This is a genomic window from Acidobacteriota bacterium, from assembly GCA_016184105.1.
GTDB lineage: Bacteria > Acidobacteriota > Vicinamibacteria > Vicinamibacterales > 2-12-FULL-66-21 > JACPDI01.
This window is the reverse complement of record JACPDI010000009.1, coordinates 70327-95157: the sequence shown is the minus strand read 5'-3', so window position 1 is coordinate 95157 and position 24831 is coordinate 70327. Positions and strand designations below refer to the sequence as shown.

Annotated in this window: 17 protein-coding genes; 3 read left to right on the top strand and 14 right to left on the bottom strand. The window is 68.6% G+C overall.

What is annotated here, in order from left to right; all coding sequences use genetic code 11:
• The 8 genes from HYU53_02815 to HYU53_02780 are packed head-to-tail and all read right to left on the bottom strand — an operon-like array spanning window position 1 to window position 9579.
• The gene (locus HYU53_02815) at window positions 1–654 is read right to left on the bottom strand and encodes a cytochrome c3 family protein (GenBank protein MBI2220120.1); all 654 of its coding nucleotides are present in this window, start codon (window positions 652–654) and stop codon (window positions 1–3) included.
• 1 nt (window position 655) lies between these two features.
• Window positions 656–1981, bottom strand: coding sequence for an MFS transporter (locus tag HYU53_02810; protein ID MBI2220119.1), 1326 nt, complete (start codon window positions 1979–1981; stop codon window positions 656–658).
• Window positions 1978–2661 (bottom strand): respiratory nitrate reductase subunit gamma, encoded by a 684-nt coding sequence (gene narI, locus HYU53_02805; GenBank protein MBI2220118.1) that lies wholly within the window; start codon window positions 2659–2661, stop codon window positions 1978–1980. Before narI ends, HYU53_02810 begins: the two co-directional genes overlap by 4 nt.
• Entirely contained in the window at window positions 2654–3169 is a 516-nt protein-coding gene (locus HYU53_02800; GenBank protein MBI2220117.1) for a hypothetical protein, read from the bottom strand. The genes narI and HYU53_02800 overlap by 8 nt, the downstream gene beginning before the upstream one ends.
• Window positions 3169–4659: a nitrate reductase subunit beta gene (gene narH / locus HYU53_02795; GenBank protein MBI2220116.1), complete on the bottom strand. Its 1491-nt coding sequence runs from the start codon at window positions 4657–4659 to the stop codon at window positions 3169–3171. Before narH ends, HYU53_02800 begins: the two co-directional genes overlap by 1 nt.
• 11 nt (window positions 4660–4670) lie before the next feature.
• Window positions 4671–8306, bottom strand: a complete 3636-nt coding sequence (locus HYU53_02790; GenBank protein ID MBI2220115.1) for a nitrate reductase subunit alpha — start codon at window positions 8304–8306, stop codon at window positions 4671–4673.
• A complete protein-coding gene (locus HYU53_02785) occupies window positions 8306–9148 on the bottom strand; it encodes a c-type cytochrome (GenBank protein MBI2220114.1) in 843 nt (280 codons plus the stop codon). Before HYU53_02785 ends, HYU53_02790 begins: the two co-directional genes overlap by 1 nt.
• The gene (locus tag HYU53_02780; GenBank protein ID MBI2220113.1) at window positions 9145–9579 is read right to left on the bottom strand and encodes an Rrf2 family transcriptional regulator; all 435 of its coding nucleotides are present in this window, start codon (window positions 9577–9579) and stop codon (window positions 9145–9147) included. Before HYU53_02780 ends, HYU53_02785 begins: the two co-directional genes overlap by 4 nt.
• A 176-nt stretch (window positions 9580–9755) precedes the next feature.
• On the opposite strand from HYU53_02780, the gene HYU53_02775 reads away from it, so the two are divergent.
• Entirely contained in the window at window positions 9756–9941 is a 186-nt protein-coding gene (locus HYU53_02775; GenBank protein ID MBI2220112.1) for a PspC domain-containing protein, read from the top strand.
• 142 nt (window positions 9942–10083) lie between these two features.
• On the opposite strand, the gene HYU53_02770 is transcribed toward HYU53_02775, so the two are convergent.
• Window positions 10084–10680 carry a TetR/AcrR family transcriptional regulator gene (locus tag HYU53_02770; protein MBI2220111.1) on the bottom strand — a complete coding sequence of 199 codons (597 nt, stop codon included), beginning with the start codon at window positions 10678–10680 and terminating at the stop codon, window positions 10084–10086.
• 128 nt (window positions 10681–10808) lie between these two features.
• On the opposite strand from HYU53_02770, the gene HYU53_02765 reads away from it, so the two are divergent.
• Window positions 10809–12404, top strand: a complete 1596-nt coding sequence (locus tag HYU53_02765) for an alpha,alpha-trehalase (protein MBI2220110.1) — start codon at window positions 10809–10811, stop codon at window positions 12402–12404.
• A 61-nt stretch (window positions 12405–12465) separates the two neighbouring features.
• On the opposite strand, the gene HYU53_02760 is transcribed toward HYU53_02765, so the two are convergent.
• Window positions 12466–15873 (bottom strand): TonB-dependent receptor, encoded by a 3408-nt coding sequence (locus HYU53_02760; protein ID MBI2220109.1) that lies wholly within the window; start codon window positions 15871–15873, stop codon window positions 12466–12468.
• Window positions 15874–16006: 133 nt separating this feature from the next.
• On the opposite strand from HYU53_02760, the gene HYU53_02755 reads away from it, so the two are divergent.
• Window positions 16007–18712: an amylo-alpha-1,6-glucosidase gene (locus tag HYU53_02755; protein ID MBI2220108.1), complete on the top strand. Its 2706-nt coding sequence runs from the start codon at window positions 16007–16009 to the stop codon at window positions 18710–18712.
• Here the strand turns inward: HYU53_02755 and HYU53_02750 are convergent.
• The 4 genes from HYU53_02750 to HYU53_02735 are packed head-to-tail and all read right to left on the bottom strand — an operon-like array spanning window position 18696 to window position 24656.
• Window positions 18696–20432: a CRTAC1 family protein gene (locus HYU53_02750; protein ID MBI2220107.1), complete on the bottom strand. Its 1737-nt coding sequence runs from the start codon at window positions 20430–20432 to the stop codon at window positions 18696–18698. The genes HYU53_02755 and HYU53_02750 overlap by 17 nt on opposite strands.
• On the bottom strand, window positions 20429–21481 hold the full coding sequence (locus tag HYU53_02745) for a tetratricopeptide repeat protein (protein ID MBI2220106.1): 1053 nt from the start codon (window positions 21479–21481) through the stop codon (window positions 20429–20431). The genes HYU53_02750 and HYU53_02745 overlap by 4 nt, the downstream gene beginning before the upstream one ends.
• Window positions 21478–23229, bottom strand: a complete 1752-nt coding sequence (locus tag HYU53_02740) for a CRTAC1 family protein (protein MBI2220105.1) — start codon at window positions 23227–23229, stop codon at window positions 21478–21480. The genes HYU53_02745 and HYU53_02740 overlap by 4 nt, the downstream gene beginning before the upstream one ends.
• Entirely contained in the window at window positions 23217–24656 is a 1440-nt protein-coding gene (locus HYU53_02735; protein MBI2220104.1) for a tetratricopeptide repeat protein, read from the bottom strand. Before HYU53_02735 ends, HYU53_02740 begins: the two co-directional genes overlap by 13 nt.
• Window positions 24657–24831: the final 175 nt, after the last annotated feature.

Sequence of the window (24831 nt, the reverse complement as noted above, 5' to 3'; positions counted from 1 at the left end):
TCAGTAGTGGCAGGTCGAGCAGTCCGTCGATGGCGCCACTCGCCGGCCGTTGATCCCCTTCGCCGCGGCGTCGCGATGACAGTTGACGCACCAGCCCATGCTCAGGTCGGACACCTGGCGCACCCGCTCCATCGTTTCCACGGGGCCGTGGCACGTCTGGCAACTCACGCCGGCGCCAACGTGGGCTCGATGATCGAAGTACACGAAGTCGGGCAGGTTGTGGACGCGGGTCCACGCGATGGCACGCGGCAGCTTCGACGGGTCGCGCGTCATCCCGGCGTCGAGGCCGAGCGCGTCGTACAGCTTCTGCAGATCGGGCGACACCACCGGCCGCACGGGCCTCTTCTCGCTGGCCGCCGCTTGCTCCTCCGCGCGGATCGCACCGACAGGCGCGGTGACGAAGCGGTGGCAGTTCATGCAGACCGCCGCGGCCGGCACGCCCGCGTGGCGGCTCTTCTCCGCGTTGGAATGGCAGTACTGACAAGCAATCTGCAGCTCCCCCGCGTGGAGCCGGTGCGAGTACGCGATCGGCTGCGCCGGTTCGTATCCCTGGTGATTGGCCGGCAGATGCACCACCGATCGCCGCGCGGCGAGCAGGCTCACGCTGAACGCGAGGCCGGACACGAGCACGATGGTCGTGATTCGACGTCCCATGTCAGTTCCGGACCGGGGCGCGCGCCGCCATCGCGCTCCCGATCGGCGCCGGCGCGTCCGCCATGTACTTGAGGAGCCACGCCATCGTCAGCGAGACGAGCGCGAGGAACACGAAGACGATGAACCCGATCGAGTAGCCTTTCGGGCCGAGGTCCTTGACCGCGAACGCCAGCATCGGCGGGATCGCGAACCCGCCGAACGCGCCAAGGCCCCCTACCCAGCCGGCGGCGCCGCCCACCGCGGTCGGGACCGCCTGCGGGACGATCTTGAAGACCGCGGCGTTGCAGATCCCCATGCCGACGGCAAGGAGCAGCACGCCAGGCAGCGCCAGCTCGAACTCGCGCGCGTTCACCATCACGAGCGCCCCGGCAAGCATGATGAAGAGCGAGAGAATCGCGGTGTTCTCTCCGCCTTCACGGAGGCGATCGGCGATGACGCCTCCCGCGATCCGGACGAGCGAGGTCAGCACCGAATACCCGCCGGTGAGCAGGCCGGCGGCGACGGCGGTGAGACCGTAGTACGAGTGCCAGTAGGTCGGCAGCCACGCCGTCAGCGCGATGAAGCCGCCGAAGCTCGTGAAGTAGATCGTGACGAGCGCCCACGTCTGCCACGTGCGGGCCGACGTGCGGAGGCTCTCGCGGAGGCTGTCGGCCGGGAACAGCTCCTGGCCGGCGCGCGCGGCCGCATCGCGCGCCGCGGCGGCGTCGAGTCCCGACGCGCGGAACTGGAAGTACGGCGAGTTGCGCGCGAGGAGGCCGTACGCGGCGGTGCCGAGCGCGAGCAGCGCGAGCCACGCCAGGTACGACCCGGCGAGCCCGAGCGAGGCCAGCGCGAACGGCAGCACGAAAGAGAACAACCCTGGCGCGAGATTGCCCGCGCCCGCAAACACGGCGAGCGCCCGCCCCTGTTGCGCCCGGGGAAACCAGTACGAGACCTGGCTGACGCCGACAGCAAACGTCGCGATGGCGCTGCCGCAAAGAAGCGCCAGAACGAGCAGCAGAGGGAGGAGCTGCGGCGTCAGCCGGGCCGGATACAGGAACAGCACGACGGCTGCGACGCCGGCCATTCCCACCGTGGAGGTGAGGAGTAGTGCGAGGAACGGCTTCCGCGGGCCGCTGGCATCCGCCCAGGCAGCGCAAGGGATGCGGAGCAGCGATCCGGAGAGGGCCGGCATGGCGACGAGAAACCCGACCGCCATCGGGCTGAGGTGCATCACTTCCTGGAACCGGGCGGCGGTCGTGCCGAACAGGGCCACGGCCGCAAAGCCGATGAAGAACCCCAGGGTGGCGCTGAAGAGCGTGCCCGACGGGCTCCCCTGCGTCGTCATGACGCGGCCTCGGTCCCGCGATACCACCGCACGACCTGCGGTCGGCGCCAGAGATAGGGCAGCGGCGCAACCAGGATGTGCACGAGGCGCGAGAACGGCGCGAAGCCGACCAGCAGCCAGGCGTTGATGATGTGCACCTTGACCAGCCACGGCATCACGCCGACGGAGACGAGATCGGGGTTGAACGTGAAGAGCGACCGCAGGTAGGGCGCGGCAGTCGCCGCATACCACGACGATCCCCACGGATACATGATCGCGACCGCCACTCCGCTCGCAGCCTGGACCAGCAGCAACGTGAGGACGACCCAGTCGGGCCCGCTCGTCACGCGCAGCAGCGCGGTGACACTCACCCTTCGGACGATCGCCGCAACCAGGCCGATGAGCGTCAGCAGCCCGAACGCGATGTAGAGACGCAGCGGGTGACTGTTCCAGAGCAGCACGGAACGCGGCACGAGGAGCGCGACCAAGTGCCCCACCAGCACGACGATGATCCCGTAGTGGAACGGGACCAGCCCCCAGAAGTGCTGCCGGTTCTCGAGGAACTGCGACGACAGGCTCGAGTAGCCGAAGCGCCCGCGCCGATCCCGGTAGCGCGCGATGGTCCCGATGAAAAACAGCGCGAGCGCCAGGTACGGCAGCACGCCCAGGAGGAACAGGTTCAGCGGTGTCGCGTCAGCCATGGCGGCCTCCTGCGGCGACGGCCTCCGCCGGTGCACCGGCCGCCAGCACGTCGATTACGCCGCTCACGAGCGGCGCGAACGTGCCGTCCTTCGGCAGGCCCGTCGCGATCTTCCCGAGGGCGGGAACCAGGAATCGATCGATGAAGGCGCGCGCGTCCGCCGGCGCGAGGCGCGCCACGAGCGGCAGCACGTGAAGCAGGTGGTCCGGCAGCTCCCCCGTCTCCGGAACGCCGGCTTCGCGCAGCCGGCGGCGGATGTCCACCATGAATTCGCCGCGCTCGTACTGCTCGCCGAACAGGTGCCACCCGATTTCGAGCGTCGACGCGGGGTTCAGATCGAACGCCTGGATGAATTGCTCCTGCAATTCGCCGGTGGACAGCCGGGCGACGGCGTCAGCGAACTCCCGGATCGGCGCCGAGCCGGTTTCGGCGGCGCAGCGCCCGGCCCTCGCGGCGTAGGCTTCGTCCGGGTAGCCGAACAGCGGCGCGAACAGATCGATCGCCTCCATCACAACCCCCGCTGCGGCGGCGCCGTGAAGCCGAATCCCACGCTGCCCTTGTGCTCCATCGGATCCTCCAGCATCTGCAGCGCCTCCTCCCGGTGCATCGGGGGGATCACGAACCGGTCGTCGAACGTGCAGAGCGAGGTGAGGCGGTAGATCGCCTCCGCCTGCGCCACATCGCAGTCCGCCTCGCGCAGCATGCGTTCGGCGGTCGCCATGTCGACGTCCCCGACCGTCACCGCGCGGCGGTACCACCGCACCGCCTTCTGCTTGCGAAGCGCGTAGCGCACCTTGCCCTCGTGCCCCGCGCCGAACAGGTTCGCCAGGAACTTCATCGGCACGCGCGCGCTCTCGATGTCGTGGAACAGCTCCTCGGTGGAGCTGTTCGTCACACCGTCGTTGCGGTTCGCCATGACGGGGGCCATCGGCGGCACGTAGAAGAGCATCGGCAGCGTCCGGTACTCGATATGCGGCGGGAGCGCGATCTTCCACACCTTGACGAACTGGTAGACCGGCGATCGCTGCGCCGCGTCGACGACCGACGGGTGAACGCCGTTGGCGATGGCGGCATCGATCACCTTCGGATCGAAGGGATCCAGCACCATGTCGCGCTGCGCCCCGACCAGTTCCTCGGCCGGAAGGGAGGCGGTGGCCTCGATCCGGTCCGCGTCGTAGAGCAGCACGCCCAGGTAGCGGATGCGGCCGACGCACGAGTGGAAGCACGCCGGCGCCTGCCCGGTCTCGAGTCGCGGGAAGCACAGGATGCACTTCTCGGACTTTCCGGTGCTCCAGTTGAAGAAGACCTTCTTGTACGGACAGGCCGCGATGCACGCGCGCCACGCGCGGCAGCGCGTCTGGTCCACGAGCACGATGCCGTCTTCGCCGCGCTTGTACAGCGCGCCCGACGGGCACGCCGCGACGCACGCCGGATTCAGGCAGTGATTGCAGATCCGCGGGAAGTAGAAGAACACCAGCCGCTCCACCGCGAACAGCTGCTGCCGCTGCTCCTCGGTGAGCCCGTCCAGGTTGCGGTCGTGCTCGGCATAGATCGGCGATCCGCCGAGATCGTCATCCCAGTTCGGCCCCGATTCGATCTCGCACGGCTCGCCCGTCACCATCGAAATGGGGCGCGCGGTCGGCTGGTCCGGGCCTTCCGGCGCGGTGAACAGGTGCTGGTAGTCGTACGTCCACGGATGGTAGTAGTCATCCATGGTCGGCAGGTTCGGGTGATGGAAGATGTTCGCCACGCTCTTCGCCTTGCTCTGCGAGCGCAGCCGCAACGTGCCGTCCACCACTTCCCAGCCGCCGTTGAATTGCTCCTGGTCCTCCCACGCCGTCGGATAGCCGGTGCCCGGCTTGGTCTCGACGTTGTTCCACCACATGTATTCGGTGCCCTTGCGGTCGGTCCAGATGTTCTTGCACGCGATGCTGCAGGTGTGGCACCCGATGCACTTGTCCAGGTGAAACACCATCGAGATCTGCGATCGCACGTTCATCGCCGCGCTCCTCACCACACCAGCCGCGGCAGCTTGCGCACCAGGACGTGCGTGTCCCGGTTGCAGCCGGTCGGGCCCCAATAGTTGAAGTGGAACGTGAACTGCCCGTACCCGCCGACCATCAGGTTCGGCTTCAGGCGTGTTCGCGTGAGGCTGTTGTGCCCCCCCGCCCGGCGGTTGTTCCGGAGCGGGGACCGGGGCACCGACAGCGTGCGCTCGGGCGAGTGGTACTGGATGCACACGCCGCGCGGAATCCGCGCGCTCACGACGGCGCGCGTCACCACGACCCCGTTGTCGTTGTGGATCTCGACCCAGTCGTTGTCCGTGATGCCGATGGACACCGCGTCGCGGTCGTTCACCCACAGCGGCTCCACGCCGCGCGACAGCGTCATCATCCGGTGGTTGTCGCCGTACGTCGAATGGATGTGCCATTTGCCGTGCGGCGTCAGGTAGTTGAGCGTGAGCGTCGGCCCCTCCTCCTGGCTCACGTCGATGTCCGCGTAGTCCTTCGGCTGCGGCTTCGGCTTGTAGGTCGGCAGGTGCTCGCCGAAGTCGAGATAGCCGGGATGATCCAGGTAGAAATGCTGCCGGCCGGTCAGCGTGCGCCACGGCACCCGGCATTCCACGTTGTAGGTGAACGGGGAGTACGGCCGCCCGTCGTCAATCAGCCCGGACCACATCGGGCTGTTCACGAAACGCTGCGGCCGGGACTGGAGGCCCTTGTAGTCCACGCGCACGCTGCGTGATTTCTCGGCGAGGTGCGTCAGCGGCAGCCCGACGCGCTCCTCCATGTTCTTGTAGGAGCGGTACGCCAGCTCGCCGTTGGTCACCGACGCGAACTCGAGGATGACGTTACAGGCCTCCTCGTCGCTGCGAATCGACGGGTACGACTGGCCGTCGAAGGTCACGCGAGGACCCCGCGCGACCGCCTGATCGTAGAAATCGTCGGCGGCGTACCGCGTGCCGTGCGCGCCAAGGCCGCCGCTGCGCACCAGCGGGCCGAACGAGACGAACTGGTTGTAGATGTTCCGGTAGTCCCGCGTCACCACCTTCAGCCCGGGCATCGTCTTGCCGGGAATCGCCTCGACTTCCCCGGCCATCCAGTCCCGGATCGCGGGCTGCGCGATTTCCGCCTCGGTGTCGTGCGCCAGGGGGGACGCCACCACGTCCCTGACCGGCCCCGGGAAGTGGTGCGGCGCCAGCTCGGAGACTTTCTTCGCCACCTCGCGGAAGATCTGCCAGTCGCTCTTCGACTCCCACGACGGCGGCACGGCCTGCGACAGCGGGTGGATGAAGCTGTGAAGGTCGGTCGAGTTCAGGTCCGCCTTTTCGTAGAACGTCGCGGCCGGCAGCACGATGTCCGAGTACAGCGCGGAGGTGTCCATCCGGAAGTTCAGATCGACGACGAGGTCCATCTTTCCGGACGGTGCGTGCTCGTGCCAGGCGATCTCCTTCACCGACCCGGCCGCCACCTCGCGGGCGATCTTGTTGGTGTGCGTCCCGAGGTAGTGGTGGAGGAAATACTCGTGTCCCTTGGCGCTCGACATGAGCGCGTTGCCACGCCAGATGAACCAGACGCGCGGCCAGTTCGCCGGGGCGTCGGGGTCGGACACCGCGAACCCGAGGCGCTTCGATTTCAGCTCGCCGACAACGTGCGCGACGATCTCGTCGGGCGTGCTCGCGCCGGCGGCAACCGCGTCGGAGGCCACCTGGATCGGGCTCTTGTCGAACTGCGGGAAGAACGGCAGCCAGCCGTTGCGCACCGCCTGCACCTGGATGTCGGCCGTGTGCCCCTGCGCGAGCGAGCGGTGACCGTTCGGCGGCGGCACGGTGTGGTAGTCGGTGAAGTCGCGCTCGTACCGCCACTGCCCGGTGTGGATGTAGTGCCAGCTCGGCGCGTTCTGCAGGCGCGCGGCCGGATGCCAGTCGCGGCCGAACGCGATCGCCGACCACGGCTCGGCGGGCGCGAGCTTCTCCTGGCCGACGTAATGCGCGAGCCCGCCACCGTTGACGCCGACGCACCCGCAGAACATCAGCGCGTGCATGGCGGCCCGGTACATCAGGTTGTTGTGGTACCAGTGATTGATACCCGCGCCGATGATGACCGTGCACTTCCCCTTCGTCCGGCGCGCGGTGTCTCCCCACTCGCGGGCGAAACGGATCAGCGTGTCCCGCCCCATTCCCGTGTACTTCTCCGACCACGCCGGCGTATACGGCGACAGCTCATCGTCGTAGTCCGCCGGGTACGCGCCGCGCAGGCCGCGGGAGACGCCGTACTGCGCCATCAACAGGTCGTACACGGTGGTGACGGTCGCGACCGTGCCGTCGGCGAGCGCGAGTTTGCGCACCGGCACCTCGCGCCGGAGGACGTGCGCTTCGGAAAAATCGTCGAAGAGGACCGGCGCCGTGTGCTCCCCAAGGAAAGTGAGCGCGGGATCGATCGCCGCGCCCGTCTTGCCGTCCTTCAGCTCGAGGTTCCACTTGCCTTTCTGCTGCGCCCAGCGGAACCCCGCGGAGCCCATCGGCATCTTCGGCTGCGCCGCCGTGGCGTCCCACATCAGGAACTGCCAGTCGCCGTTCTCCACGTCCGAGTACTCCGCCAGGCGGTTGGCACGCAGCAGCTGGCCGGGGCGCCAGTCGCTCCCCGACTTCGTCAACTCGACCAGGAGCGGGGCGTCGGTGTAGCGCTTCGTGTAGTCGAGGAAGTAGGGATCCTGCCGCTCGTGGTGGAACTCCTTCAGCAGCACGTGATTGACCGCCATCCACCAGGCGCCGTCCTGGCCGGCATTGAGCGAGATCCACTCGTCCGCGTACTTCGCCACCTGGTTGAAGTCGGGCGCGAAGACCCACATCTTCGAGCCGTTGTGGCGCGCCTCGGCGGCGAAGTGGCAGTCGGGGGTGCGCGTCATGTTCAGGTTCGAGCCCATGACGGCGAGCAGCTTCGCGTTGTACCAGTCAGCCGACTCCTGCACGTCTGTCTGCTCGCCCCACGCTTCGGGCGATGCCGGCGGCAGATCGCAGTACCAGTCGTAAAAGGAGAGCGACACGCCGCCGATCAACTGCAGGTAGCGCGCACCCGACGCGTAGCTGATCATCGACATCGCGGGAATCGGGGAGAAGCCGGCGATGCGATCCGGGCCGTAGGTCTTGATGGTGTGGATGTTCGCCGCCGCGATCATCTCGAGCGCCGTGTCCCAGTCGAAGCGGCGGAATCCTCCCTTGCCGCGCGCCTGCTGCCACCGTGCGCGCTTCTGCGGGTCCTCGACGAGCGACCGCCACGCCTCCACCGGGTCGTCGTGCTCGGCGCGTGCCTGCTTCCACAGGTCCAGGAGCGCGCCGCGCACGTACGGATAGCGCACGCGAATCGGGCTGTAGAGATACCAGGAATACGAGATGCCGCGCTGGCAGCCGCGGGGCTCGTACGGCGGGATGTCACCCTGCAGCAGCGGGTAGTCCGTCTGCTGCATCTCCCACGTGACGATGCCGTCCTTCACGTAGATCTGCCACGAGCACCCGCCCGTGCAGTTCACACCGTGCGTACTGCGGACGATCTTGTCGTGCTGCCAGCGGTTCCGGTAGAACTCTTCCCAGCTCCGGAGCTGCGCCTTCTCTTCGTCTTTGATCCACCGCACGTTGCGATTCGACATTACGACCTCTTCGCTCGCTCGACGAGCGCCCGGCGAACGCTGCGGAAGCGATGTTTCCACGCGGAATCCATGACGACGAGGCCTGCCGCCGCGAAGCCGAAGCCGAGCACCACGAACGCCGTGAGGCCCGCGCGGTTGTCCTGGCCCCCCTGGCGGGCGCTCTGCTCGAAGTAGGCGACGAGCGGGGCGATCTCGACCTGTGCGAGCGCGCGCGTCGCAAACACCGACCGCATGGTCGGCGTCGCCGGCGCGCCGAGCCAGGCCGTCAGCCCCTGGCGGCCGCCCAGCCGCTCGAAGACCCGCGTCAGGTCCGGTGCGAGCTGGCCGCCGCCAAGCCCGCCAACGCCGCGCACGGTGTGACACGACACGCATGACGGCCCGCGATTCGCCAGGCGCTGCCGCCCCGTGAAGATCGCGGCGCCGGCCGCGACGTCCGCTGGCGTGAACGGGCGCGTGCCGACTTGCGCGCCGGCAGACTGCGACGGCCCCTGCCTTGACTCGGCCTCGATGAAATCGAGCAGCGCCTCGATGAGCGCGGGCGTGAGCGTGGGCAGCGCCGGCATAATGACGCCGCGCGCCTCCTCGACCAGCCTGGCCGCATACGCGTCGCCGCCGTCGATCACGCGCTGCGGGGCTGCGACGAACCGCGCGAGCCAGGCTCGATCCCGTCTCGTCGCGACATCTTTCAGATCCGGACCGGTGAGCCGGCCGTTTCCGATGGTGTGGCAGGCGGCGCAGTTCTGATGGAAATACGCCGCCGCGTCCTGCGCCGCCGCTGGCGGCGCGGTCGCGAGCCACAACCACGTCGCCGCCGCGAAGGTCGTCGACAACCGGGCTTTCACAGGACGCTCCCTCCTTCCGGGCCGCGCGCGGCGTTCGAGACGAGCACCGCGAGCGTCGTGGTCTCCAGGAAATCGGTATAGATCTCCTTGACGTGCTTCCAGTTGTCGTGCGCCGCACAGGCTCTGGCCTCGCCGCACGGATGGTCGGGATCGAGCAGGCACCCGTCGGCGGTGCGCGCCTTGTCGAACAACTCGACGATGTCGATCAGGCGGACTTCTTCCGGCCTGCGCTGCAGCCGATAGCCGCCGTGAGTTCCCCTCGTCGCCGCGATGAATCCTGCGCTGCCGAGCGTCCAGAGAATCTTGGAAAGGTAGTTGGGCGGAATCCCGGCGATCTTTGATAAGTCTCTGCCAAGCAACGATTTACCTTCTGGCATCCCGGCCAGGTTGACGAGGGCGCGGAGTGCGTAACGGGTTGTCGCGGACAGCATTGTTGACTTCTGGATGAAGAAGTATATTCATTGCGTCCCGGCCGTCAAGACCAACGTGTGTCTTGGCCGGGCGGGGGGCCGGAGGTGCGGAAACTTCGGGCGGGAAATGCCGTAGATTCAAGCAGTGGGGCGCGCGGCGATGCGCGCCGCGGGGCTCTGTCTCTGAGGGTGCGGGAATGGCGCTCTACCGATCGCGCGACAGACGGATACTTGGCGGGGTGTGTGGCGGCATCGCGAAGTCGCTCGGCTGGACACCGACGCGCGTTCGCGTGCTGTACGTCATCGTGTCGATTCTCTCAGCCGCGTTTCCCGGCACGATCGTGTACCTGCTGTTGTGGCTGGCCGTGCCGCTCGAGCCGTGACGCCATCCGCGATCCGCGCGTCGGCGGGCCCACCATCAGCCGTCCGATCCGGCCGGTAACGTCCTGCCGAAGCTGCCGCCGTTCCGCCTCCGCCACATCGACGCGCCGCATCGCCGCGCGGATCTATGTTCACTATCATTCGTCACGGGCGCAGGGCGCGCGACAGCACCGTCCATGCCGCTTCGGCGTGCGCCGAGACATCCAGCGCGCCCCCACTCATAAACCACAGAATCGCGGCCGGCTGGATGAGACCCAGGAACATCACCGCCGCCGTCTGGGGATCCAGGTCCGCGCGGATCTCCCCTGCCACCTGCCCCTGCGACACGATGGCGGCAACGCCGTCCAGGTAGCCGCGAATGATGCGATAGATCTTCGACCGGCGCGAGGCGCGCCCGGCAAACGCCTCCTCTGAAAACACCACGCGCAGAACAGCCGCCTGGTTCGACGTCAGCAGCGCGACGTGGCGCTGCAGCAGCACGTGCAGCCGGTTCAAAGCGCCCGCCTGCTCCACGCCGACGGCCCGCACGTTTTCCATCAGTCGGTCGCGTACCAGGTCCAGCGCCGCGTCGACGATGTCGTCCTTGCTGCCGTAGTGGCGGTACAGGGCCGAGGGCACCAGGCCCACCCGCCGTGCCACGCCCGCGACGCTCAGGCCCTGCAAGCCGTGGTGGGCGATGAGGCTCAGCGCCGCAGTCGCAATCTGTTCCTGGCGGATGGCGGTGTCGCGTTTCTCGGTCATCGCACTCTGATAAATGTGAACCTATATTCACATGCTAGCCCGCTTTGCCGGCCCGCGTCAAACCCCGATTCTCGTCCCTCCTTCGGCGGCCTTTCCGGTGCTACACTCGGCTCCTTCCGGAGTTCCTGATGATCACCCTTCACACGCGCGTTCGTGCCTTCCTCGCCGCGGTCGCGGTCGCGGCGGCAGCCGTCGTCGGAGCTCAGACTCTGCCGGCCGAGCAACGGATCTCGACGCTCGCGAAGTACATCAAGAGCAGTTGGACGACGCTCGCGCGGTCCAACAGGACGCTGCACCTGGCCGCTCCCGATCCCAAGATGCACCGTCCGGCCGGCGAGCCGTCGCCGGTCTACGTCGCCCGCGACGAGGATCTCGAGCGGATCCGCAGGGAACTGCGCGCCGCGCTCACACCCCAGCAGCTGCGCACGATCGATCTGCGCCTGCTCCCCGCGCGCCTCGACGCGGATCGGCACGGGCTGCTCTATCTGCCGAAGCCGTACGTGGTTCCGGGCGGCCGCTTCAACGAGATGTACGGGTGGGACAGTTACTTCATCCAGGTCGGCCTCCTCGCCGAGGGCACCAGCGCGGAACTGGAGCTGGCGCGCGGCATGGTCGAGAACTTCGTGTACGAGGTCGAGCGGTACGGCACGATCCTGAACGCGAACCGCACGTATTTCCTCTCGCGCTCGCAGCCGCCCTTTCTCACCCGCATGGTCCTCGGCCTCTACGAGCGCACGCGCGATCGCGCGTGGCTGCGCCGGACGCTGCCGGCCATCGAGCGGTACTACACGTTCTGGACGACCGCGCCCCACCTGGTCGCGGAGCACGGGCTGTCGCGGTACTACGATCTCGGCGAAGGGCCGGCGCCGGAGGTCATCGCGGACGAACGAGACGCGGAGGGGCGCTCGCATTACGACCGCGTGCGCGCGTACTACCGCACGCACGACGTCACCGACTACGACGAGCGGCTTTACTACGATGCGGACGCGGATCGGCTGACCGACCTCTTTTACAAGGGGGACCGGTCGATGCGCGAATCCGGGTTCGACCCGTCGAACCGCTTCGGCCCGTTCAGCGTGGACATCATTCACTACGTGCCGGTCTGCCTGAACTCCCTCTTGTACGGGATGGAGGTGGACGCCGAACGCATCATGACCGAGCTGGGCGACACGGCGTCGGCACAGCGGTGGCGCGAGCGCGCGGGCGCGCGACGCGACGCCGTGAACCGGCTGCTGTGGAACGCGGAGCGCGGGCTGTATTTCGACTACAGCTTCAGGACGCGGCGCCAGCGCGAGTACGAGTTCGCCACCACCTTCTATCCCCTGTGGACCGGCATCGCCACGAAGGAGCAGGCCGCGAAGGTCCGCGCCAATCTCCCGCGGCTCGAGGCCCCGGGCGGACTGCTCACGAGCCTGCAGGTCACAGGCAGCCAATGGGACGCGCCCTTCGGGTGGGCGCCGCTGCAGCTGATTGCCGTGCAGGGGCTGCGGCGGTACGGCTTCAACGAAGACGCCGACCGCCTGGCGGCGAACTTCATCGCGCTCGTCACAAAGGAATTCGAGGAACACGGCACGATCGTCGAGAAGTACGACGTGCGGCGGCGCGAGTCCGACGTGGAGGCCGGGATCAAGTACGGCTACGCCGCGAACCAGATCGGCTTCGGGTGGACCAACGGCGTGGTGCTGCAACTGCTTGCCGAGATGCGGCAGCCGGTGGGGAGATAAGGGGGACAGTCACACTTTCCCGGGCATCAGCCCGGAAAGTGTGACTGTCCCCCTTTTCAGTTCAGAACGTGAACCGCAGCGCGAACTGGAAGTTGCGCATGGGGTCCTGGTTGCCGAAGGCGGTCGACGTGATGCGGCCCGCGTTCGGGTTCGGATTGCCGGGAACACCGACCTCGGAGTCCGGGTTCCCCAGGTTGACGTGGTTGAACAGGTTGACCGCCTCGATGCGCACCTCGACATCGCGTGCGGCACCGAGCCGGAAATGCTTGAACAGCGACGCGTCGGTGCGCCAGTAACCCGGCCCGCGCAGCGCGTTGCGCTTCAAGTTGCCGAACGTCCCCGGCGCCGGCCGCCCGAACGCGCTGCCGGGCGAACCGATGGGCGTCGTGTTGAACCACTGATCCTTGGTCTGCGGACCGTCCGGGTCCCCGATCAGGTCCGGCCTGTTCGGCCCGGTGTCGCGGTCCTGGAACGAGTTGCGATAGCTCACGTTGAACGGCAGCCCGCTGTAGATGAACGTGTTCGTGTTGAACTGCCATCCGCCGACGATCGCATCGACGACGGGGGACACGTTGCCGAGGAACATCCGGTCGCGGCCGAATGGCAGCTCCGCGACGATTGCGAGCACCAGATTGTGGGTCCGATCCCAGTCGGCCGGTCCCCAGTTCAGATCGCGGTCCCAGAAGAAGTAATCGCTCGACTCCTGCTGGGCGCGCTGCCAGGTGTAGTTGATCTGCGCGGAGTACCCGTGCGAGTAGCGTTTCACGAACCGCGCCTGCAGTGAGTCGTACGCGTTCTTCGCGCAGTTGCAGTAGAAGGCGAGGTCCTGCGTCCACCCGAAGGGCCCGCCGAGCGACGCGAACGTGCGGGTGCTGACCGCGCCGGCGAAGAACGGCCGCCGCAGGTCGCGCGGCACGCCCTGGAGGAATCCGTCCAGCGTGGGCGCGTTGGGATTCACGTCCGGCCCGTCGCCCGCGAACACCCGACGGCCGCGGTTGCCGACGTAACCCACCTCCACCGCGACGTCCGCCGTGAGCTGGCGCTGCACCGTGACGTTGAACGCGTCCACCGCGGGCGGGCGCTGCTTCTCGGGCAGGGCGCGCGCAAACACGCCGTTCGGCAGCGGGAACGTGCCGTCGGCCGGCACGTCGGGGAAGGCCGCGGCCGGCGGCCCGTTCCGCAGGTTGAACACCGCCGCGAAGTCGTTCGGCGGGTTGTTCTCCTGCGCCAGCAGCACGGGCAGGTTCTGCGTCACGGTGTGTCCGAACAGGGATCCGAAGACCCCGATGTCGTAGCTGCGGCCGAACCCGCCCCGGATGACCGTGCGATCGTCGAGCTGATAGGTGGCCCCGAGCCTGGGCGCCCAGTTGAGGCTGTTCTCGATGTCGCCGTTGATGCCCACGCCGCCCACGCCCGCGACCTTGATCTCACCGGTCTCGAGGTCCAGAAACCCGCCGTTGCCCGCCTCGTTGAGCGTCTGCGGATTGATGACGTCGAGCCGCAGGCCGTAGTTGAGCGTGAGCTTGTCGTTCACGCGCCACGTATCCTGCGCGTAGTAGAAGTGGCGCCATTGTTCCTCGCGCGCGTCGGTGCTCGAGGAGATGTAGCGGGTGAAGCGGCTGACATCGCCGAGCAGGAACGAGGCGAGTCCCAGCCCGCCGCCCCCGGGCCCGCTCGTGCGAGACGGCCGAAACGACAGCTCGCCCGAGCGGTGCCGATCGCTCGGCACGCGGAGGTTGTGCGCGCGCCGGACGTCCACGCCGAATTTCGCGGAATGGTTGCCGACATACCGCGTCCAGTTCGTGACGAACTGGAACTGCTGCTCGTCCTCGTCCAGCGGGCAGTTGCAGCGGCCGACGTTGTCGCCGAGACCGGACCCGAAGTCGAACCCTCGATCTCCCTCGAGGAAGAACGCCGGCAGGCCAGACGAAAACGTCGTGTCGTTATTGAGCCCTGGAATGCCGGCGTCCCGCGCCGGCGTCGTGCCGAAGTCCGAAGGCAGCACGTTGACGTGATAGCGGAACCAGCCGAAGCGGAAGTCCGCCACCCACTTGCTGGACAACAGATAGTCCACGCCGTAGGCGAGGCTCTGGTTGCGCGCGTCGGACACGCCGCCGAGGCTCACCAGTTCGTCGCCGCCGCCGGCGCCAAACGCCTGCGGCCCGTCCCGCAGGAAGTCGCCGAGGCTGTAGCGCCCGAACGTGTTCAGCTTGTTGCTCAGCCGCCCGTCGATCCGGACGTTGAACGAGTTCTCGTCGAACGTCTCGGAGCCCGACGCGACGAAGTTGTTCCGCGTGCCGTTGTCCAGGCCCGGCGCATTCGGCAGCGGCAGCAGTTTCAGCAGCGCGAGCGCCTGCGGCGACAGCCGCCCGCTCGGAATCACGTTGTTGGCGAACTGCGTCCGCTGGTTCGGGTTGTCGCTCGACGCCGGATCGAAGATCGCGACGCCGTACGCGCTGAGATCGCCGCGGCGCGCCGCTTCGGTCGGCACGGTCAGCAGCTTGGATCCGCCCACGTTGCTGCGCGTCCCCTGATAGTCGCCGAAGAAGAACCAGCGGTCGGAGCGGATCGGCCCGCCGGCCGACGCCCCGAACTGGTTCCGCGTGGTCTCGGGAATGAACCGGTTGGTGAGCGGATCGCGCTGGAACTGCGTGAACGGGTTGCGCGACTGAAAGCTGTCGTTCTGGTGGAACTCGAACGCGCTGCCGTGCAGCGTGTTCGTTCCGCTCTTGGTCTGGATCGACACCACGCCCGCCGTGGCCTGGCCGAACTCCGCGTCGTAGTTCTGCGACGTGATCTTCGTCTCGGCAATCGACTCCAGCGAGGGATTGATGACGATGATGCCGAGGATCGGGTCGCGGTTCTCGGTGCCGTCCAGCTGGTACGCGGTGCCGCTGAAGTGCTGTCCGTTCAACTGGATCTGCGTGGATCCCTGCGGGTTCTCGCTGGCGGCATGCTGCCACTGAAGCTGCTGCGTGCCCGGCGTCAGGAGAATGAACTTGGTGAAGTTGCGATCGAGGACCGGCAGCTCCGTGATCTCCTCGGTCGAGAACCGCGTCGAGACGTCGGCGCGATCCACGCGCAGCAGCGGGCTGCCGCCCGTCACTTCGACCGCTTCGGCGATATCACCAGGCGCGAGCGTGAAATCGATCGGCACCGTCGTGTCGACGCCGACGTTCACGACGGGGACGACGGCGGTCTTGAAGCCGGAAAGTTCCGCCTTGACCTCGTATGTGCCGGGCAGCAGGCGTTCCTTGAGATATCGCCCGCTCTCGTTGGTCACGACGGTATCAACCGTCTGGCGCTGCACGCTGGTGATCGTCACGGTCACGCCGGGAACCACTGCGCCCGACGCATCCTTGACCGAACCACTGATGCTGCCGTAGACCGCCTGCCCGGCGGCTGATGCGGGCGTGATGAGCGCCAGCAGAACACAGAGACACACCCGCACGACCCGAAACAGCTCCATGGACGCCTCCTCGCGGCTTAGAGGTCCTTGCTGCCCCGACAAGCGGCCATCCTAATGATGTGCATCACAGAGATCAAACTGAAATCCCAAGCTCAGCCGCCTTTTCTGCGTTTCTGCGATATAAGACACAGCTGTGCTTCGCCTGAGCGCTCGCCGCGCCGCCGCTGCCGTGCTGTTGAGTCTGGCTGTGCTGCAGGGCGGCCTCTCCGTTCGAGGCGCAGAACGGCCCACTCGTGACGCGCAAGAGTCGAGCGGCCTCACGCTCGCGCGCGCGGTCTCACCCGGCGCGTTCTTCGATGTGGTCGGCCGCCGCGCCGCGGTGTTCGGGTACGAAGATCGCCCGTTCGAAGTGTGGGTCTACCCCCTGAAGGTGCTCGACGACTTCTCCCTCGCGTTTGCGCTCGAGGGGTACCCGCTCGAAATCGCGGGGCGCGACATCATCAGCCGCATCGAGGTGCGCCCGGAAGCCACGACGTTGACCTACTCGCACGCCGCGTTCACCGTACGCGAGACAATCTTCGCGCCGCTCGACGAACCGGGCGTGATCGTGCTGCTCGACGTCCGGACCACGTTACCGATCCGGGTGACCGCCTCGTTCCGCCCGCGGCTCCGGCTGATGTGGCCGGCCGGCTCGATGACCCCCAACACGGGATGGGACGGGCGCCACCAGCGCTACACGCTGACCGAGGAGTCCGGGCGACTTGCGGCTGTCGTCGGATCTCCGGGAGCGCAGGAGGTGTCGCTGATGCCCTACCAGGAAGAGCCGCGCGACGTACCGGTACGGTTCGTCCGCGAGCTCACGCCGGCCGATGCAGAAGGATCGCCGGTGCCGATTGTCGTCACTGCGAGCACCGGCGGCCGGCGCGAGGCGGAACAGACGTACGACCGGCTCCTCGGGGCGGCGCCGTCACTCTACGCGCAGAACGTCCGCGCGTACCGGTCGCTCCTCGAACGCAGCGTCGACGTGCAGGTGCCCGACACGCGGCTCACCGAAGCGTTCCGCTGGGCCAAGGTGGGCGTGGACAAGGGGCTGGCGGCCAATCCTTCGCTCGGCACCGGCCTCGTGGCCGGCTTCCGCACGTCGGGCGAGAGCGAGCGCCCCGGCTTTGCGTGGTTCTTCGGCCGCGACGCGCTGTGGACGGCGTTCGCCATCGACGCGTATGGCGATTTCGCCACCACGCGGACCGCGCTCGAGTTCCTGGCGACGCACCAGCGCTCCGATGGCAAGATTCCGCACGAAATCTCGCAGAGCGCGTCGTTCATTCCGTGGTTCGAGGCCTATCCCTACGCATGGGCGAGCGCCGATGCGACGCCGCTGTTCGTCGTCGCGCACGCCGAACACTGGCGCGCGAGCGGCGACCGCGCGTTCCTCGAGCGATCGTGGAAGGCGATCGTCGGTGCGTACCGGTTTACCGCGGGGACCGACGCCGACGGCAACGGGCTGGTGGAGAACACCGGCGTCGGGCACGGCTGGGTGGAAGGGGGCGCGCTCTATCCGCCGCACGAGGAGATCTATCAGCAAGGCGTGTGGATCGCAGCGCTGGAGGGACTGGCGGAACTTGCCGACACGATGGCCGACGCCGCGCTGGCCGCCGAGGTGCGGGCGCGCGCGCGCCGCACGCGCGAGGCTCTGGAACAGCAATATTGGATGGCCGATCGCGGCTCCTACGCGTTTGCCACCGCCGTTCCCGCCGATCGCGCGCGAGAAGCGGAACCCGGCCCGAACCGGGAGCGGCGGCAGGGGCGCCTGGAGGAGCTGCGCACGGCACGCCTGATCGATGAAGACACCGTGCTGCCCGCGGTGCCGCTGTGGTGGGGACTGCTCTCCGGCGATCGGGCCCAGCGCCAGATCGATCGGCTCGGCGGCGGGGATCTCGCCACCGACTGGGGATCGCGGATCCTGTCCTCGCGCAGCCGGCTCTACGATCCGCTCTCGTACCATTACGGATCGGTGTGGCCGCTCTTCACGGGCTGGGCGTCGATGGCCGCGTACCGGTACGGCCGGCCGCACGTCGGTCTCCAGGCGCTCATGGCCAACGCGCTGCTCACGCGGCAGGGAGCGCTTGGATATGTCACCGAGTTGCTGTCGGGTGATGTCAACGCGGCGTTCGGCCGGTCGTCGCACCACCAGATCTGGTCGGAGGCGATGGTGATCACGCCGGTCGTTCGCGGGCTGCTGGGCGTGGAGGTCCGCGACGGCGGAGCCACCCTCCACGTCCGGCCGCAGCTGCCGGCCGACTGGGATCGCGCCGCGGTACAGCGCATCCCCGCCGGCGGCGCTTTGTTCGATATGAGGATCACGCGCGGGACAGGCCGCCTGGTCCTCGAAATCAGCCGGCGCACGCCTCGGCCGGGCGCGCTCCCGTCCGGCGCCGGTCCCGCGCGGCTGGTCGTCGCGCCGGCGTTTCCGCTGGACGCGGATGTGCGCGGCGCGCGGGTCAACGGGCGCAGCACCCGGATCTCGCGCAGGGACATGGGCGACGTCCAGTTCGCGGAAGTCGGCATCGCGTCGCCGCCCCAGAAGACCACGGTCGAATACGTCGTGCGGGGTGGAAGCGACGTGTATGTCCACCGCGAGGCGCCGGCGCCGGGAGACGAGTCGCGGGGCGTCCGGATCCTGAGGTCGCATGCCGCGGGCGATGGACTGCGGTTGACGCTCGAAGGACGCGGGGGCCAGGCCTACACGCTCGGCCTGCGCACGCCGCGCGAGCTGGCGCCATCAGCGCTGACGGGCGTGAGGATCGAAAGACGCCCGGGAGAAGATCCGCAGCTGCTGGTCACCTTCGAGGGGCCGGTCAAAGAGTACGTGCGCCGCGAGATCCTCATTCCCCTGAAATGACGCCTGTGCCCTCCTTGATCCGCACGACGCGCCGCACGGGGACGTCCGCGAACGTCTGCCGGTGACCGCTGGGCCAGCGCACTTCGACCGCATCGATGCGCTCCGCCTTGCCGAGGCCGAAGTGCAGCCGCAAGTCGTCGTGCGAGTAATAGCTCGACTGGCTGAGGACGGCGCGCGCCTGCGTGCGCCCGCCGGAGGTCACGAGCACCGTGGCACCCAGCGCCGACCGGTTCGACGTCGTTCCCTCGAGCGCGACCGCCACCCACGCATTCCCGCCGCGGTAGTCGTTTCGCAGCAGGGACGGCGGCTCGTTCATGTTCATCACCAGGACGTCGACGTCGCCGTCGTTGTCGAAATCGCCGAACGCCGCCCCCCGGCTCGAGTGCGCGGCTGACAGCGCGGGGCCGCTCGACGCGGTCACATCCTCGAAGCGCGCCCCGTCGACGTTGCGGAACACCACGCGCGGGCCGCGGTGAGGGTATTGAGGCAGCCGGCGCTCGACCTCCGGATACACGTTGCCGGTGACGTAGAACAGGTCGGGACGCCCGTCGTTGTCCAGGTCCGGCATGCCGGCGCCCCACTGGACGTGGCGGTTCTGCACGGCAAGCCCCGCGCCGGTCGCCGCGTCCTCGAACAACATGCGGCCCAGCCCCCGATACAGCGCCGGCACGTCGTCGGCAAAGTGCGTCTTGAACAGATCGAGGATCCCGTCCGTGTTGTAGTCGCCGACGGCCACCCCCATGCCGGCCTGCGGGTTGCCGTCTTCGCTGTACGCCGCGCCGCTCTCGACGGCGACATCGGTGAACGTGCCGTCGCGGTTGTTCCGGTACAGGATCGCCGCCGTCGAATCGGCTGCCACGTAGAGGTCCGTCCAGCCGTCGCCGTCGAAGTCGGCGGCGGCCGCGGTCATCGGGTACCTGCCGGTGACGCGCGAGATGCCGGAGGCTTGGCTGACGTCGGTGAACGTGCCGTCGCCGTTGTTCCGGTAGAAGAAATTGGTGTCGGTCGGCAGCCCCTTCGGTCCGCAGTTGACCGGAATGCCTTTCCAGTGGCAGTTCGCTCCCTGTCCCGGTTCCTGCGCCGCCGCGAGATCGAACACCAGGTAGTTCGCTACGAACAGGTCGAGATCGCCGTCGCGGTCGTGATCGATGAAGCTGCAGCCGGAGCCCCACCGCGTGCGCCCCGATGCGAGCCTTGCGGCGGCCGTCACGTCCTCGAACCGGCCGCCGCGGTTCCGCAGCAGCACGTTCTGACCGTAGTACGTCACGTAGAGGTCGGTCGAGCCGTCGCTGTCGTAATCGCCCGCGCACACCCCCGACGCCCAACCCACCTTGTCGATTCCCGCACTCCGCGTGACGTCCTCGAAGGTGCGGTCGCGGCGGTTGCGGTAAAGACGGCTGACGGGCGCGCGCGCCGGCGGAAACGTCGCGTCGACGCGCGCCCCTTCCTTCAAGCGCGTGCCGCTCAGCACGAGCGCGTCGAGCCAGCCATCGTTGTCGTAGTCCAGGAACGCCGCCCCGGCGCCATTCGTCTCGATGATGAATCGCTTCGTGTCCTCGCCGCCGTACACGGACGGACGCACGAGACCGGCGCGCGAAGCCACGTCCACGAGCGACACCTCCCAGGGCGGCGGCGCGGCCGGCTGCGCGCGGCCCCGTTCGGGTGCGGGCACGCCCAGGAGCAGGAGGAATGCCGCCGTCGCAGCCGTCGCCCGTCTCATCGCAGCCGCGCCCCCTGGAGGCGTTCGGCGATCTCGAACTCCCGCCTGGCCTCCTCGACGCGCCCCAACTGCTGAAGGAGCTGCCCGAGCAGATAATGCGCCGTGCGGTTGTTCGGATCGTACTGAACGGCGCGGCGCAACATCGCTTCAGCCGTCGCCGGCTGCCCCTTCCGCGTGTAGACCTTTCCAAGAAGGATGTACGGGCCGCTGTAGAACGGGTTCAGCCAGAGCGATCGCTGCAGCGCACCGGCGGCCGCGTCCCAGTTGGACTGGCGCACGTGGACGTCACCCAGCTGGTAGAACGCCATCGCGTCGCCTGGATTGAGCGCGATCTCTTTCCGCGTCAGCGTCGCGCTCTCCTCCAGCCGGCCGCGGAACATGGCAATCTGCCCGAGGAGCAGGTTCGCCCGCGGCAGATCCGGCTGCTTGTCCAGCGCCCGCTTCAGCTCGGCCTCCGCGAGCGGCTCGTGCTCCAGGCGAATCATCACCTGCGCCGCGAGCACGTGAGCGGCGGCGGAGGCGGGCGCCACGCCGAAGACCGCGGCCAGCGTTTCGCGCGCGCGGTCCGCCTGCCCCACCTGGATGTACGCCTGGCCGAGCACGTGTCCCAGCTCGAGGTTGTCGGCGGCCCATCGCCGCGTCGCCTCCAGGTGCGGCACGGCGTCGGCGAAGCGCCCCGTGAGGAACAATGACAAGCCGAGCACCTGCACGGCTTCGCGATGCTCGACGGAGCCGGCGGGCAGCGCGCCGACCACGCCGGTGAGCGTCGCGATCGCACGCGCGAAATCGTCCGCGTGATAGGCCGCCACGCCGAGCAGGTGCGCCACGGCGGGCGCCTCCGGCGTCCCGAGCGCTTCGAGGCGGGCGATCGCGTCGCGGGGCCGCCCTTCGTGAATCGCGCGCCGCGCCTCGGAGAGGGCGCGCGCGCGATCGAGCCGCCCCGCTTCTGCCGCGTCGGGCCGCGGCGCGGGCTGCGCCACGACGGCGACCGGAATTCCGAGCACCATCACGATCGCCGCCACGGCCGGCAGGCGCCGCGATCGGCTCACGGCCGTCCGCCTTCCGCTGCGCGCCCGGTACCTTCCTCGAGCGTCACGATTCGATCCGCCGCCAGTCCTGTCCACATTTCCGTGAGCCCCCCGGGCCACCGGACTTCCAGGCGATCCACCGCCGCGGCATCGGCCAGGCCGAAGTGCAGCCGGAGATCGTTCTGCGAATAGTAGCTGCCGCCGCCGCGCACCTCATCGATCTGCGTTTCGCCGCCGGCCACGACCGTCACGCGCGCGCCAATCGCGCTGCGGTTCGACGTCACGCCCACCAGCTTCACCGTCACCCAGTGCCGCCGGTTCCGCGAGTCGAGCCTGAACAGGTCCGGCGTATCGTGAACGTTATTGATGACCACGTCAGGATCGCCGTCGTTGTCGAGATCGCCGAACGCCGCCCCGCGCCCGGCCTTGGGCGTCGTCGCCGGCGGCCCGAGGCGGTCGGTGATGTCTTCGAACCGCCCGGTGCGCAGGTTGCGGTAGACGACCTTCCGCTGCCGGTACCCCGCCTCCGTCCGCAGCCCCTCGACTTCCGGATACACGTGACCGTTGACCAGAAACAGATCCCGCCAGCCGTCACGATCGAGATCGATGAACCCTACGCCCCAGCCGAGCCACCGCGTGTTGAGGCCGATGCCCGAGGCGAACGTGCGGTCGTCGCAGAACCCGTCGCCCGTGTTCGCGTAGAGCGTGGAGGTGTCGCCCGCGAAGTTCGTCTTGAAGATGTCGAACGTGCCGTTCCGATCGTAGTCCCCGACCGCCACGCCCATGCCGGCCTGCGGCTTGCCGTCCTGGCTGTACGCGCACCCCGATCGGATGCCGATGTCCGCGAACGTGCCGTCGCGATTGTTGCGATACAGCGCGCTCGGGTTCGAATCGTTGGCCACGTACACGTCCGTCCAGCCGTCGCCGTCGAAATCGAGCGTGCTGACGCCCAGGCCGTACGTGCCGCTCGCGCGCGAGATCCCGGAAGCATCCGAGACATCGGCGAAGCGTCCCTCTCCTGCGTTGCGGTACAGCACGTTCTTACCCCCCTGCAGGCCGGGAGGGCCGCACGCCACCTTCAGCCCCTTGTACAGGCACAGGCCGCTGTCAGGCACGGGCGCCGTCTTCAGATCGAGGTCGATGTAGTTCGCCACGAACAGATCGAGGCGCCCGTCGCGGTCGTAATCGAGGAACGCGCAGCCGGCGCCCCACCGCTCGCGCCGATCCAGCACGCCCGCCGAGGCGGTCACGTCGCTGAACGTGCCGTTGCCGTTATTGCGATAGAGGCGGTTCGGCCCGAAGTAGCTGACGAACAGGTCGGTGTCGCCATCGTTGTCGTAGTCACCGGCGCACGCCCCCTGGCCCCAGCCGCTCGCGGCGAGTCCCGCTTTCCCGGTCACGTCCTCGAACGTGCCGTCGCGGCGGTTGCGATACAGATGATTGGTGGGCTCCTGCCCCGGCGGGAAGCCCTCAAGGGTCGTGCCGTTGACCAGGAAGACGTCCAGCCAGCCGTCGCCGTCGTAGTCGAGCAGCGCAACGCCGCAGCCGGTCGTCTCGAGCAGGTACGTGTTCGACGCCCGGCCTCCGTACACCGTGGCCGCCGTGAGCCCCGCTGCGCGCGCCACATTGGTGAAGGCGAATCCCAGGTCTGCGGCGGGCTGCGGCGGCGCGCCCGCGGCGGGGATGCCCAGCGCGACTGGCGCGAGCGCCAGCGCACCGCACGCGGCACGAACGACAGAGAGACGGAGCACCGCGCTCAGTGCCTCCACCGCAGCCGCGGATTCAGCCGGCGCGCTTCAGCGAGGTGCGCCTGCGCCTCGTCGCGCGACCCCAGCTGCTCGAGCGCCGCGCCCAGGTGGAAATGCGCCTCGGGATAGTCGGGCGCCAGGCGCACCGCCTCGCGGAACTGCGCGACGGCTGCCGCGACGTCGCCGGCGCGCAGGCGTTCCACGCCGACGCTGACCGCGAAGGTGGCGGCCTGCGCGTCCGCCTTCCGCTTGTTCAGCCGCTCGGCCTCGGCGAACTCCGCCGCCGCGGCCTCGCTGTCGCCGCTCCGCTGCAGCAGTTGCCCGACGCTCAGGTGCGCCTCGGCGAAGGTCGGCTGCAGCGCAATGGCGGCGCGGAACTCGGCGAGCGCCTCGTCTGGACGACCGAGCTGGCGAAGCACGGTGCCGAGCATGTAGCGCGCGTCGGCATAACCGGCGCGCGCCGCAATCGCGCGACGGAAGCCGTCGGCGGCCTCTGCCGGACGCGCCGTCTGCCACAGCACGACTCCCAGCGTGAAGTGCGCCTCGGGCAGGCCGGGATCGAGCGCCGCCGCGCGACGGAGCGCCGCTTCGGCCTCGGGAAATCGATCCTGCTGCTTGAGCGCGAGGCCGAGGTTGTAGTGCGCCCCCGCGCCGGCGTCTGGTTGCTGCACCAGCTCACGATAGACGGCGACCGCGCCGTTGAGGTCTCCCGATTGCATCAGCGTGCTGCCGAGATTCATCCGGGCCGTGGCATAGGCGGGGTGCTCCTCGACGAGCGCGCGCAGGACCCGAATCGCGTCGGCCGCCCGCCCCCGCTCGCCGAGCGCGAGCCCCAGGTTATTGCGCGCTTCCACGGATCCGCGATCGCGCCTGACCGCCTCCTCGAGATGCTCGATCGCGCCGTCGAGATCACCCGCTTCCCGCAGGGCGATCCCGAGCTGCATCCGCGCGAGCGCGAAATCCGGAGCGGTCCGGACAACCTGCTGAAGGTGGTCGATCGCAGCATCGAGGGCGCCCCCCTGTTTCAGCGACAGCGCCAGATAGTAGCGCGCGTCCGGATCGCCGGGACGCAGGCGCACGGCGGCCTCGAGCGGAGCGCGGGCCGCAACCGGCTGCTTCGTCCACCACAGCGTGGCGCCGAGGTGATACTGCGCGTCGAAGGCGCCTGGATCGATGGCCACCGCGCGGCGGAAGGACGCGATGGCCGCGTCGGTCTGTCCCAGCCTTCCGAGCACGAAACCGAGCCGGTCGTGTGCAGCGGCGAGATCCGGCGCGTCGCGGATCGCGGCCCGGTACGATTCGGCCGCCGCTTCGAGATTGCCGGCCCGCTCGTGATCCACGCCGGCGCGATAGTGCGCCGCGCCCGCTGACGAGGGGGCCACGGGGGACTGCGCGACTGCCGGCGCAGCGCACGCCAACAGCGCCAGACAGACGACGGGGGCGGCCATGCCCATCATTGTACTAATGGCGCACCGAGGCACGAACGAGCCGCCTCCGCGGGGATCTGTGGAGTGGAAGTACTTACTCGATGTCACGGGTGGGCTGGGTCGATTTCGAACACAATTCTGCTAAGCCCATAGCCGCAGCGGCTTACACGGCTCAGCCGGACTGGTATCGCTCTTG

Excerpts from the sequence above, each read along its gene's own strand:
- HYU53_02775 (MBI2220112.1), top strand. The coding sequence starts at position 9,756 with ATGGCGCTCTACCGATCGCGCGACAGACGGATACTTGGCGGGGTGTGT.
- HYU53_02780 (MBI2220113.1), bottom strand. The coding sequence starts at position 9,579 with ATGCTGTCCGCGACAACCCGTTACGCACTCCGCGCCCTCGTCAACCTG.
- narI (MBI2220118.1), bottom strand. The coding sequence starts at position 2,661 with ATGGCTGACGCGACACCGCTGAACCTGTTCCTCCTGGGCGTGCTGCCG.
- HYU53_02810 (MBI2220119.1), bottom strand. The coding sequence starts at position 1,981 with ATGACGACGCAGGGGAGCCCGTCGGGCACGCTCTTCAGCGCCACCCTG.
- HYU53_02750 (MBI2220107.1), bottom strand. The coding sequence starts at position 20,432 with ATGAGACGGGCGACGGCTGCGACGGCGGCATTCCTCCTGCTCCTGGGC.
- HYU53_02790 (MBI2220115.1), bottom strand. The coding sequence starts at position 8,306 with ATGTCGAATCGCAACGTGCGGTGGATCAAAGACGAAGAGAAGGCGCAG.
- HYU53_02765 (MBI2220110.1), top strand. The coding sequence starts at position 10,809 with ATGATCACCCTTCACACGCGCGTTCGTGCCTTCCTCGCCGCGGTCGCG.
- HYU53_02735 (MBI2220104.1), bottom strand. The coding sequence starts at position 24,656 with ATGGCCGCCCCCGTCGTCTGTCTGGCGCTGTTGGCGTGCGCTGCGCCG.
- HYU53_02815 (MBI2220120.1), bottom strand. The coding sequence starts at position 654 with ATGGGACGTCGAATCACGACCATCGTGCTCGTGTCCGGCCTCGCGTTC.
- HYU53_02760 (MBI2220109.1), bottom strand. The coding sequence starts at position 15,873 with ATGGAGCTGTTTCGGGTCGTGCGGGTGTGTCTCTGTGTTCTGCTGGCG.
- narH (MBI2220116.1), bottom strand. The coding sequence starts at position 4,659 with ATGAACGTGCGATCGCAGATCTCGATGGTGTTTCACCTGGACAAGTGC.
- HYU53_02800 (MBI2220117.1), bottom strand. The coding sequence starts at position 3,169 with ATGGAGGCGATCGATCTGTTCGCGCCGCTGTTCGGCTACCCGGACGAA.
- HYU53_02770 (MBI2220111.1), bottom strand. The coding sequence starts at position 10,680 with ATGACCGAGAAACGCGACACCGCCATCCGCCAGGAACAGATTGCGACT.